This window comes from Coleofasciculus sp. FACHB-712, assembly GCF_014695635.1.
Classification (GTDB): Bacteria; Cyanobacteriota; Cyanobacteriia; order Cyanobacteriales; family FACHB-T130; genus FACHB-T130.
Window position 1 is genome coordinate 1 of record NZ_JACJOQ010000569.1, and the last position, 11542, is coordinate 11542.

General features: G+C 46.6%; 10 protein-coding genes. 3 read left to right on the forward strand and 7 right to left on the reverse strand.

The features are described from left to right. The coding region (locus H6F50_RS20560) for a DUF2243 domain-containing protein (RefSeq protein WP_190430144.1) at window positions 1-479 on the forward strand (479 nt) is incomplete at its 5' end. A 196-nt stretch (window positions 480-675) separates the two neighbouring features. Here H6F50_RS20560 and H6F50_RS20565 read toward each other — a convergent pair. The 4 genes from H6F50_RS20565 to H6F50_RS20580 all read right to left on the reverse strand — a co-directional run bounded on the left by H6F50_RS20565 (window position 676) and on the right by H6F50_RS20580 (window position 8678). Beyond that, on the reverse strand, window positions 676-1971 hold the full coding sequence (locus H6F50_RS20565) for an ATP-grasp domain-containing protein (protein WP_190430145.1): 1296 nt from the start codon (window positions 1969-1971) through the stop codon (window positions 676-678). A gap of 343 nt (window positions 1972-2314) precedes the next feature. Next, window positions 2315-3268 (reverse strand): isoaspartyl peptidase/L-asparaginase family protein, encoded by a 954-nt coding sequence (locus H6F50_RS20570; RefSeq protein WP_190414542.1) that lies wholly within the window; start codon window positions 3266-3268, stop codon window positions 2315-2317. Window positions 3269-3669: 401 nt separating this feature from the next. Further along, a complete protein-coding gene (locus H6F50_RS20575; RefSeq protein ID WP_190430146.1) occupies window positions 3670-6804 on the reverse strand; it encodes a plasmid replication protein, CyRepA1 family in 3135 nt (1044 codons plus the stop codon). 308 nt (window positions 6805-7112) lie between these two features. Further along, entirely contained in the window at window positions 7113-8678 is a 1566-nt protein-coding gene (locus H6F50_RS20580; protein ID WP_242029135.1) for an adenylate/guanylate cyclase domain-containing protein, read from the reverse strand. Between H6F50_RS20580 and H6F50_RS20585 the strand changes: the two genes are divergently transcribed. Next, the gene (locus H6F50_RS20585) at window positions 8677-8856 is read left to right on the forward strand and encodes a hypothetical protein (protein WP_190414544.1); all 180 of its coding nucleotides are present in this window, start codon (window positions 8677-8679) and stop codon (window positions 8854-8856) included. The genes H6F50_RS20580 and H6F50_RS20585 overlap by 2 nt on opposite strands. Window positions 8857-9373: 517 nt before the next feature. Here the strand turns inward: H6F50_RS20585 and H6F50_RS20590 are convergent. Next, a complete protein-coding gene (locus H6F50_RS20590; protein ID WP_242029136.1) occupies window positions 9374-9961 on the reverse strand; it encodes a universal stress protein in 588 nt (195 codons plus the stop codon). A 531-nt stretch (window positions 9962-10492) separates the two neighbouring features. Here H6F50_RS20590 and H6F50_RS20595 point away from each other — a divergent pair. Further along, on the forward strand, window positions 10493-10717 hold the full coding sequence (locus tag H6F50_RS20595) for a hypothetical protein (RefSeq protein WP_190430147.1): 225 nt from the start codon (window positions 10493-10495) through the stop codon (window positions 10715-10717). A 97-nt stretch (window positions 10718-10814) separates the two neighbouring features. On the opposite strand, the gene H6F50_RS20600 is transcribed toward H6F50_RS20595, so the two are convergent. Together H6F50_RS20600 and H6F50_RS20605 are read right to left on the reverse strand one after the other, a co-directional pair. Next, complete coding sequence (locus H6F50_RS20600; protein ID WP_190430148.1) at window positions 10815-11261, reverse strand: hypothetical protein; 447 nt, start codon at window positions 11259-11261, stop codon at window positions 10815-10817. Further along, window positions 11258-11431, reverse strand: coding sequence for a hypothetical protein (locus tag H6F50_RS20605; RefSeq protein ID WP_190414547.1), 174 nt, complete (start codon window positions 11429-11431; stop codon window positions 11258-11260). Before H6F50_RS20605 ends, H6F50_RS20600 begins: the two co-directional genes overlap by 4 nt. Between the last annotated feature and the right edge of the window lie 111 nt (window positions 11432-11542).

The following is an 11542-nucleotide window of genomic DNA, read 5'->3' on the forward strand; positions in this document are numbered from 1 at the left end:
TCCATCAGCGCGATCGCCGCCCTCTGATTGTGGCTGGTATTGTGTTAGGAATGAGTCAGGCTGGATTTTTTGATGGGATTGTCATTCATCAATTATTACAATGGCATCATATGTTTTCCAGTGTTAAAACTGATGCTACCGTTGCCGGTTTGGAACTAAATACTCTTGGCGATGGGTTGTTTCATCTGTTTGATTGGCTATTAACATTAATTGGGCTTTTTCTGTTTTGGCGAGCCGCAAAACAAAGTCATTCTTTGTCAGCACCAACCTTTATTGGTTCACTATTACTAGGATTTGGAGCGTTCAATCTTATTGAAGGAGTTATCGATCATCAGATTTTAGGCATTCATCATGTCAGACCGGGTTCGCATACGTTAGCTTATGATATTGGCTTTTTAGTGATTAGTGCCTTAATCGCTAGTGCTGGTTGGATAGTATTGCAATCAGCAAAATCGAATAAAAATGAAGCTGAAACGTAGAAGTTTGAGCGAGTCAGTATTGAGAACAGTCATTATTGCTACTAGGCAGCCCTTATATATGAAGCAGTCCTACTGATTCGTGAACGTCAGAACCCCGACTTCTCTAAGAAGTCGGGGTTCTGAATACATAGAGTATAACTATTGACAAAGATTCAACAGTTAATACCCGGTATTTAAATCAGCTCTCCAGTAACCTCTAACTGAGTATGTGTAATCCTTTATGTTGTAAACTCTGCTCGATCTGTTGCATTTCTTCGGTCGTTTCTCCAGCAACAATTCCGTAAATTTCGGTGTAGATTTTCCCGTATTTAACCTTCTCCAAAGCTGACAATATCGTAAAATCTTTACGCTCCAATTCTGGTTTCAACGTGGCAAGAATGGACTCTAATGTCCCATCCATCCGATAATCGCTAGAATACTTAGCGACTTCTTTTCCCAGTCCCAGCAAAGTATGACGCTGTAAGCAGAGTGGAGTCGAGCCATTCACTCGAAAATTGGCATCGATTGCATAGAGTTGTCCGTCTTTATCTTCCAATACATCAAAGCCAATCACGCCGAAATACCCTTGTTGATGAGCATACTTACCAACCGCAGCAATCATCTCAAAGAACTTGCTCATGTCGGTTTCTCGGTAGTGAATGAGTCCTCCTAAATAATTGCCTTCTGGAGTGACAAGTTGGGTTGTAGTGCCAATCAGCGTAATCTCTCCTGTCTTGCTGACATAGAACTGCACGCAGTAGTTCTGCACTTCATTCTTGACAAATTCCGAAACAATAATCGTATCCACGAACTTAATCTCTAGGTATTTCCTTAATTCATGCAAGCAGTAGTTTAACTCGCTGGCGCTTTTGATAATATAAGTACCTTCGCCTGAGAGTCCGTGGGAGGTTTTGATCAAGTATGGGAATTGTGGTAGCTGAATGTCTTCCAGGCTAATTTGGTGCAGATTGTAGGTTTTATATTTTGGACATTGTATCCCCAGATCGGCTAGCGCTACTTTGCTAAGCAAGCGGTAGTGAGTATCCGGATGAACAGCGTGTTTTTCTGGTTTGAGATGATCGAAGGGAAATAGAGTGATGAGTTTGTCAAAGCGATCGCTTTGAGATTCTTCCGGAGTATCTATCTGGCTGAGTTCATCCAGATAAGTTGAGCAGTCTATCCTCTGTATGTTTTTGTAGCTGAAACCAAAATGTTCCCGCCAATAGTTAATCAGCGCGTCTTCTGGCGAACTGATGATAACTCCTGGAAGGAGCTCGCCTAACACCGCTAGATTTTTCCAAGGTTCCTTCTGGCAAATTTTATCGAAGGAAGTTTTGGTGGCTTCACTACTACCGTCTTGAATATAGTATTTTTTATTGTTAGGGTAAGCAGCCCAAGTCGCAGTCGCCGGGTAATTTAGGATAAATGCATACCGCCCATCTGTGATGTCTTGAGCAAACAGATCGGAAAGAGAATTCCCCTGAAAGTATTGAAAGTCGTATGTTGAGTTCATAAAAAATTACCCCTATGAAGCAAAAGCAGGCTGCACAGCAAACAATCAGTATTGTCTCAATAAACCAATTTTTCTATCATCTTCCTAGGGAGTATTCACTTCAGGAGAAATGGGAAGATAAGCAAAGCTGATAAAATGCCCACACAACTTTTGCTTAGAGAATGAATGAATTGTTATCATTCAGCAATTTGAGCTTTTCTAGCTACTTGCATCACCGCCTCAATCTGAGCTGAACTGAATACGAGATACCCGACTTCTCCAAGAAGTCGGGTATCTGAACTGCTAGCATCTCACAAAGGTTGGGGTGGGGTTCCATCCCGTCTTAAATGGGTAGCCAACTCGATTATGCGGCTGGTGAGTGAGTCGTCTGCATCTGTTCTGTATGTGGCTCAAAGGATGCTACTTTTGAGTTGTTTTCTTCTTCTTTCTTGATAAACGCCACTGGTTTGTCCATTTCTGCGGTCATATAAGCTACCGCCATGTCAGACGAGTTGTACGACCACCCAATACGTCCCTGACGGTCTATCAGGATGCAGCCAGCCTCTCCTTCAACCTTAGAGACAAGAGTGTCAATCGCCTTCTGTGCTGCTTCCTCTGGATGGGTGTCTCCAGCCAAAAAATCAATCGCTGTCTTGGCAAGAACCACTGGGATAATTGACTCGCCATCACCCGTCGTTGAGCAACCGCCCAAGTGGTTATCAGCGTATAAGCCGCAACCAACCAGGGCTGTGTCGCCAACGCGACCTTGTGGTTGACCTGTAGTGCCCCCAGTGGAGGTTCCGGCAACTATGGTGCCGTTAGCATCTAGAGCCACACAACCGACGGTGTTGGGGCGATCGATAACTTCTTGCTCCTCTTCCCACTCCTGTCGCTGCTCCTCACTGATCAGGTCTTCTTTTGCACACATCTCCATCTCGTGTTCAGCAGCGAAGCGTTCGCCGCTCCGCGCTACTAGGAACCGGGCTTTTTCATCCATAATCTTGTGTGCCACCGAGATTGGATGACGCACTCCTTGAACTGCTGCTACCGCTCCCCAACCCAATCGATCGCCCTCCATCATCGCCGCGTCTAGCTCTACCTCTCCTTCACTGTTGAGAGTTGCACCAAATCCGGCGTTAAACGTCTGGTCAGTTTCGAGAACACGGATGGCTGCCTCAACGGCTTCTCCAGCACTGCCTCCACTGCGAAGCACTGTCCAACCTGCTTCTACTGCTGCCAAGCAGCCTGCATGATTGGCTTCAACCTTGCCCTCTGTAATGGTTTTTGCTCCACCATGAACAATTATGCTTATTGTCATACGTGCCTATTTCTAAATTCTGGTTAGATGTATGTAAATGCGATCGCGCAAACGGCTTTGTGAAACAATCGCACTCATCCCTGCCTTAGCCTAAGTAAGCCTAAGCACCTAGCAGCGTAAAGAAAGACTGCTTAGGGAGCTTGCTCAGCTAAAGCCGGGTTTGGCTATTGACCCGATTGCGATCGCTGTGTCTAGTGGTTGGAATTCCCTACAGGTAATATTCCCTGTCGTTTGTTCCCTGTTTTACATTTAAGGGCAGCCTTTAACTTACAGCTTCATCCCTATAGAATGTCTTACTTGCACTTAAGGCTGAATTCTGTATGAACTAAATTTGTAACTTTAAATACAAAAACTCTTAAAATTGCTGGTTGTTGCATCGGTGTTGCTCCCCGTTCATCCGTTTATCGCTGGGAATGAAATAGCGCTGGTTTGTATGGGGTAGTACATCTTTCAGATTTCAGGGTGAAAACTCTCTGGTTGGAAACACTCTCCTCTATCAAGCCTTCCCTGTAACGCCACGCTTCAAAGATTTCGTTCCTGCCATCATCAAGAGTTTTTGAGTCAATTCTATAAACTTTTATTTGATTTTTATATCCATTTTCTTTTCTTTTAAATGACCTTAGCTTTAATCCGAGTAAATTCAAAACCTTGCTAAGCACTTTTATGCAACTTAGGCGCTCTTTTTCGGTTTCCATCGGAATGCTGATTCCGATAGCACGTTTAATGTGTTTGCTACACCGGAGTGCAGTCGCTTTGAGTTCAACTAAGTCTAAATCAGTTTCTTTAAATTCACGCTCCGGATGGATAAATTGCAGCACTCCTAATGCTCTAAGTGCCTCTATTTTCAAAGTGTAAGTATTCAAATCTGGCAGGAAAACTTTACCCTCGCCTCTTTCCAACTGCTGATGCCATTCTTGTTGATCTTGTAGTTGAAAATACTCGCTTTCGTGAGTCAAATAGTAGTGAACCAACAACTGTGAATAATATCCCCGATCGTCCCGTAACTTTAATTGAGGAGTCACTTCTACCCCATAGCGCTGTTTCAAGATGTATTTCTGCACTTGATTTCGCTCCTCATCTGTCAAAGAACGCTTGGTTAACAGACGCTCATATTCTCTGGGTTCAATGTCTGGAGAATTCGCAACTGCACTCGCTGCTTGTAATTCAATTTGATTCCGAATTTTGACAATTTGATGCTTGATAGATTTAGTCTTTTTGCGGCGCACTTCAAATTCTTGTTGAATTTTAACAATTTCTCGAACCAGCTTCTTAGAAGTTTCCCAATCGCGAGGAGCTGCTGCTAAAAGCGCCATCCGTAGCTCTCTGAGACGCTCGTGAGGGGGAGCATCGCTCATGACATTTACCTGATGTCCTTCAGCGATTAATCCTTCTAACATCGATTGACGGTACAGAGTAATCGAAGCATTTACTCTGGCTGCAAATTTTGCCCAACTTCTGAGGTGAATTAAGTCATAAACTAAAGGCAAATCAACATCAACTGGATGAAGCGGACTCATCAAAGCTAGGTTTTCTTTCTGATTTTCTTGGTACCAGTGAGACAGTACCCGATAATTCTTACTACCACTGCCAATCATGCCAATGCCTCGTTTGGCACACCAAACAATTCGCGGCACGCTCTGACGAACTCTGGCTAATGCTTGTCGTGCTTCCGAGTCTGGGATTACGCCTTGAAAAATTCCATAAACCCGGTCGAAATGTTCCACGTCAATGCTGACTCCCGTACCTAGGCTAGGAGTCACAAAAACCGCGTCATAGTCTAAGGCTTTTTGATTGATAGCTTCAACAAAATTGACCGCCTCATGACCGGGAGTGCTGGTTGTTTGGGAACTAACTACTAAGGTCTTGGGGTATTGTCGAAGGAACTGTTCTAGACGTTGTTTGATGTAGCGATCGATGGTTTCTGAACTGTAACGACCGGAACGACTATCGGTTGTGACATAACACTTTCGTCCGGCTATCAGATCGAGTTCCAACTGTTGTATTAGCAGGGTTGGGTTTGGGGTGTTGTGAAAGGTGACATCCCAGCCATCAGGCTTCCACTCATTTAATACAACCCACGGCTCAATTTTAATTCCTGCGAGTCCCTTCAGGTAGTCTAGGGAAAGGTCTGATAAGTCAGCATCTTGGGCGATAACCAAACCGCCAGTTTTCAGCACGGTGGAGATTAGCTGCTGGAAGACTCTTAATATCTTGATTCGCTTGTCTTTACAAGTGTCGCTGTTGAGGAGATGCCATAAGGATTGCTCAACTTCATCCAGAATCACGATCGCGCCTTGCCAATGTTCTGGGTTCAGCTTCCAAATGGAATCAATACAGAGTCCTAAAGATGGGGCAATGGGCAATAAGTTATGCGAGTTTTTTTCCCGCTTTTCGAGTGTGCGGTGATTAATCCAATTCACTCCGATTTTTTCGCATAAGAACTGCCCTAGTTGGATTCTATGGGTGAGTAGCAGAACGCGATCGCCTCTATTTTTCGCTTGTTGGATCAGCGATACCAGCGCAGTGGTTTTCCCGGTTCCTTTCGCAGACTTGATTCCGACTAATCCAGAGGTAGGAAAAGGCAATTTTTCCAGGTAGCGCTGGTTGAGGGTGAGTGCTGGGGAGTAGGTTAACTCGGTGTGGGGTTTGCTTTTAGCCAGGTCAGTTTCTAAGTTGAGGCTGGCTTCATAGACGGCCTGGAAAGCGGCAGCGCCTTGGGCGACTATAAAATCATCAACGCCTTTTTGTAATCCGGGAAGCCGGATAATTTTGACCGGGCACTTTTGTTCCTCTAACAGTTCGCCCAGTTGAGTTTGCGCTTGATTGACTGCTTTGATGGTCTTGGGTTGAGTTTCGTAGTCAAAGCAAATGAAAAAGGGGCGCTTGAGCCGGGTGAACGCTAGAAGGTCTGGAATTAATTGTCGGCTAAGAACATTGCCTTGAAAATCTTTGGTGACGCGGTAGCCGCTAGTAATGCCCGGTAAAGCGATCGCAGCATATCCTTGGGTTAACAAAGCCGCTGCTTTTTTGGCTCCCTCGCAAAGGATCGTCGGGATTTTCATCTCTAGCACCCACTGCCAAAATCCCAGCGCTTCTCCGTTTTGAGCGATCGCAATCTTCTCTGGCATGGGGACACCGTAGCGGGATGCCGTCTGCTGCCAGATATGAAGCGGCACTCTCAGACAAAAAATCCGTGTCGGCGTGCAGGGCGGATGCTCGTACTTGATGAGTTTACCCTTTTTATCTGGTCTGGGATGGTTCGGCTTATAACACCCCCACTCCATCAACCGCCAATCGTTAAGGGGATCGAGTCCCGAACACCACCAGCCTCCTTTCGCCCCATGAGCATAGCGATGCAGCCACCAACTGCTCACCATCCCAGTATTCGTCCGGGGAATGCGATTGGAGATCAACAAATACTCATAAAAGGCGTCTCCTTCCAATGAGATGAAGTTGAGCAAAGCCAGATCGCGGTCAATACCGCTGTCTAAGGCTAATTCCTGAAAGTGTTTGGGGTTTAGGCTGGGTGGATGCATTTGGAGGAGTATAAAACTCTTGAGACATCAACGGATCTAAAACCGTACCACGAACCAGCCGATTAAACAGCTAAAGCGTGGATGTCTAATTCACAGACCCAACTCCTGAAACCCTTGTAAAATCGTAGTTTTTTCCGGTGCCGTTACCCAACAGAGCGCACCAGCGCAATAAATTTTGGAACCTCACCCCAACCCCTCGACCTCCACGGAGAGGGGAGAATATTCAACCCCTCCTCGTTTACGGGGAGGGGCAGGGGTGGGGTTCAACCGTACTGCACCCAAATGAGAATTGCCGCCATGAATACCGACTATTCCTTTAGGCAATACACAATAATCGGGTGGGGTTGCCCCTTTACCTGCTGGGGAGGCAATTCTTGAGTCGAAATCGTCGAGGGTAATTGCTGATGAGTCGCCGCACTCAGCAGCAACGGTGTTCCAAGTTCTTTGGTCAAAGATTCGATCCGCGAGGCGACGTTCACCGGATCTCCGATCGCAGTGTACTCCAATCGCTGGGGTGAGCCGATACTGCCTAACACCACAGATCCCGTATGAATGCCAATTCCCATTGCTAAAGGAGCTTGTCCCTGTTTTGCTAAGTCGCTATTAATAAATTGCAGGCTGAGGAGCATTTTTTGAGCCGCTGCAACAGCCTTGGCAGCATGATTGTGTGGGTCATCTCCGACGCCAAACAGCGCCATAAATCCATCCCCTAAGAATTTGTTTACCATCCCCCCATGTTCCTGCTCAACAATTTTTACCATTTCAGTCAGGAACAAGTTCAGCATCGCCACGACCTGCTGGGGAGAGGAAACTGCACTCCGGGCTGTAAAGTTGCGGATGTCAGCAAACACAATTGTTAATTCCTGCTCGACCCCGCCTAAGCTGGGATCGCGCTGGAGAATCTGTTGAGCGGCTGTTTGACCGACATGACGACCAAAGGTTTCTTGCAAGCGTTGTTTGTCTCGCAACTCCTCAATCATGTCGTTAAAATCATCAATTAAAGGGCCAAATTCGTCAGCTCGCAGCAATTTGATGTGAATGTTAAGGTTCCCGGCTGCCACAGCGCGAGCCGCTTGCTGTAGCATTTCTACGGGTTCAACGACTAATTGACCGACCATCCAAGCACTGCTAAACCCGAAGACCATACCCAACACCCCGACGGATATGGTAAACCAGGGGTCGGGCGTTGCGGATGAACGATAAGTCAAGCTTAAAAGTAATAGCGAAGCGATCGGGCATACCCCAGCCGATATTGCCCACACGAGTCCTCGTTGCCGCAGCGAGAGGGGGAAAGCCCCCGGTGTTTCCGCCGGGTGAGCTTCTTGAAACAGCAACGGGTACAACAGTCGCTGGGTAAACAGCTCAACGATAAAAAAACCTTGAGGGATGGCAATCAGCGCTGCAACGATCACCGAAATCGACAGGTGCAAGAATACGCGCCGGTCGAGCGTTCCCGGAGCATAATGCAGGGCGAGTAGAAATACGGGAATGCACAACAGCCAACCGATTCCCGCCAGAAGCATTCCCCACCACGGCAGATTAATCGCGAGTTGTCTGGCTTTAATCAGATGCTCGGCTCTTAAGGTTTGCTGGTGCAGGATCTGCTGTAAAGGTCGCTGTAGCGACAGCACGAGCTGCACCCAGAGGGACAGAGCGACTGGGTAGACGACAACGTTGTAAACCAACAGAGTATTGACAAAGACTCTATTCTGCGCGGGAGTCAGCAGCGATTGAATCTGGGTCAGGTTGTACCAGATATTAAATGCACTGCCAATCAACTCGGCAGCGAGTGGCGCACAGGCAATCATCCCTAGACGATAAAGAATGAGCCAGTTTAATTGACTCCTATCAACCAATCCATAACGGGATGCCATGTCCGCCTCCTTGATTTGGCATGGTTTTACAGCGATCGCTTCCCGGCTTCTGGTTTTACCGATTCCTACGGCAGTGTGTCTTACTCATCATTGTGCGAAAAAGATAAGTATTTCAGTGATTTCTTACCACTATGCTTTACAAATTGAGCTGTTTCCGGGGCATTTTCAGATGAACTGACAAACTCAGCCAATTTTTTAGTCGGGGAGGAATTATTACCCAATGCCTCGCCGCTACGAGATGCCAAGATGAATCCAGATGCATTGCCATGTCCCAATGGCAATGCCGTGTCCCTACGCTCATTGGGATGAATCGCAATTTCACAAAAAAGCCTTCTATAAAGAAGGCAGAATCTCACTGATGAGTAAGCAGTTCTTGAGTGGTAGATAGATTTATGTATAGCGATTGTTCAAGGTGGGTTTCCAGTCGCTTTTTTGAGCGAACCTTATTTGAGGTAGCTCAAATGAGTGACATTCACTTGCGCGATCGCTTAGTAAAAAAAATGCCCTCTCATCTCTTCCGCTGAAAGGGCATCGTCTAACTGATGGGTGTGAGAAGGGTTTTCACCATGCTTCTTAAAAACAAGCATAAGTCGGCAATGTGACAGGGGTATGACAAGTAAATAGCAATGCTGCGATCGCTGTTGCTCGTCTTGCCCTCGTTCCTCTAAAACAACCAAACCGTGCTATTTACAAACTCAACGATGGACAACCAGAACCGAGCAGGGGGCATGATGGAGGACGTAATTGCTGACGCTACCGAGAACTAACTCACCAATTGCAGAACGACCCCGACGCCCCATTACGATGAGATCGGCACCCCAAGTTTGGGCTAAGTCACAGATGTTTTCACCCCGACTGCCAAGGCTTTGGGTGAATTCGGTACTAATTCCTGCCTTCGTTGCTTCATCTGCACGCGATCGCAGTAGCGCCAAGTATTGACTTTCAAATGCATCCCACTGCTGTCGATAGTCGCTTGGGACATCATCGCGTCGCCAAGGATAGTAATCCAGACCCGGCATCCCAGGAATCCCCGGACTGCCCTCTTCATTCGCAGATAGGACGTGCAATAGCATCAGACTGGCATGGAACGCTTTCGCTAAGGATACGGCTTCATCAAAGACTTGCTTGCCGATTTCAGAGCTATCCATTGCCACGAGAATTTTGTAAAACATACACACCAGTCCCAACCTGTTTTTGTTGCCAGAATGCAGCACTTCTTGACCAGCGAAGCCTGGATGTTTAGCTCTCCTTGCGGTTCGGGCTATGACTACCAGTTCCTCCATTATCAGAGGTGCAGATGATACTCTTCGATCAAATTAGTCGAGACTGGGCAGGAATGCCAAAGAGCAACTGGTCTAGCGCTTTGCTTGTTTGGTAGCCGAGGACTAGCTTTCCCAACCCGGGTATCGTTGCCAATCCCAGTCGCGATCGCTATCCATAAAAAAATGCCCTCTCATTCCTTCTGCTGAGAGGACATCGTTCTTTAACTGATGGATATGTCAGAAGCAATTACCCTATGCCTACATAAAGTTTACTCATGCAAATGTGACATCAGGGTGACAACTACATAGCAATGCTGCGATCGCCAATTACCTACCGTGAAGATTGTTTAATTTGATACCGTTTTTCACTGGAAAAACTTGTGAAATCAGCGTCCCGCAACGATCCTCTACCTTTCCTTTAGTTGATCCCAGCCCCACTGGTAGGGTTAAACACACTTTACTAGAATTAGCAACACTAGCAGTAGTGGAGTGAAGGGGCTACACTCAAACTAGCATTGCTCGTGGCAGCACTCTTCGCGCCGAGGTCTGAAAATGGTGAACACTAGCGCGGTCGCTCTCAAACCCTGCATCTCACCCAAACTGGTTGAGCAGTTTCCGGTTGGGTGTCGAGTCAGGCGCTTGGACTTTTGTACGGAAGGAGTCGTGGTGAAATACGAGGCGGGCGATCGCATAGGCTACACAACGGATGATGGCTGGTATGACTTTCCTCATCATTCCCAGCTCCAACGGATTGATGTGAATGAGGTGGATTGGTAAATAGCACAGACTTTTCAGGGGTAGGCGAACGCCTCGCTTTGAAGACACGCGATCGCGTCTACCCAAAAGAGTCGCTCATAGCGTTTTTGCCGCCACTTTAATGGCTGAGAAATTGCTGGATGTAGCTAGCCAAACTTTGTTGTAATTGCCAGTCAGTGCTAGGAATCGGAGTTAAATAAAATCGCTGTCCTGATAAAAGCATCAGAGTAAGCCGGTAAAAGCGAATTCCTCCTAAGTTAGATTCTTCTACTTGAACGTCCGTAATCTTGTCAATTGAATAACCCGTTACTTGAGTTCCCAGCCAACCTTTTTGTTTGAGAATTACTCGATTGAGATGTTTATCAAACCGGCAAGTCTTCACCGGACTTCCAAACATCATCAAGTTAGCGCAAAAAATGCAGAACAATCCAAAAAAATCAATCGGCCAATTGGAAGAGATAAAAACGAGAAGCCCTAAAACAGCGGTAAAACTACTCAGTATCCAAATGCCAACTGGGCGTTCTCGCAGGGTGAGTAATGTAAAAGTTTGCTGAATTACCTTCATCGGTTTAGCTGTGGATGCGATCGCACCTCAAGAGCAGATTTGCTCTTGCTACTGTCATAGGTCACGCCTGACAAGAATAACCAAAACTGCTGCCACGAATCATAAAAAGCAAAAATCCCACTTCCCAACTCGACGCAAGTCGATGTCTTGACGCGCCATAAACCCATCATAAGACTGCCAACTTAAGTTGGGACAAACCTTCTCGACCAAGCCGTCTCTGGTTCCTGGGAGCGAATCAAGGAGCCACTCAGTAGTTTTTATCACCTCCTGCTAATGGGTGA

Excerpts from the sequence above, each read along its gene's own strand:
- H6F50_RS20595 (WP_190430147.1), top strand. The coding sequence starts at position 10,493 with ATGGTGAACACTAGCGCGGTCGCTCTCAAACCCTGCATCTCACCCAAA.
- H6F50_RS20605 (WP_190414547.1), bottom strand. The coding sequence starts at position 11,431 with ATGATGGGTTTATGGCGCGTCAAGACATCGACTTGCGTCGAGTTGGGA.
- H6F50_RS20575 (WP_190430146.1), bottom strand. The coding sequence starts at position 6,804 with ATGCATCCACCCAGCCTAAACCCCAAACACTTTCAGGAATTAGCCTTA.
- H6F50_RS20585 (WP_190414544.1), top strand. The coding sequence starts at position 8,677 with ATGTCCGCCTCCTTGATTTGGCATGGTTTTACAGCGATCGCTTCCCGG.
- H6F50_RS20565 (WP_190430145.1), bottom strand. The coding sequence starts at position 1,971 with ATGAACTCAACATACGACTTTCAATACTTTCAGGGGAATTCTCTTTCC.
- H6F50_RS20580 (WP_242029135.1), bottom strand. The coding sequence starts at position 8,678 with ATGGCATCCCGTTATGGATTGGTTGATAGGAGTCAATTAAACTGGCTC.
- H6F50_RS20570 (WP_190414542.1), bottom strand. The coding sequence starts at position 3,268 with ATGACAATAAGCATAATTGTTCATGGTGGAGCAAAAACCATTACAGAG.
- H6F50_RS20600 (WP_190430148.1), bottom strand. The coding sequence starts at position 11,261 with ATGAAGGTAATTCAGCAAACTTTTACATTACTCACCCTGCGAGAACGC.
- H6F50_RS20590 (WP_242029136.1), bottom strand. The coding sequence starts at position 9,961 with ATGGAGGAACTGGTAGTCATAGCCCGAACCGCAAGGAGAGCTAAACAT.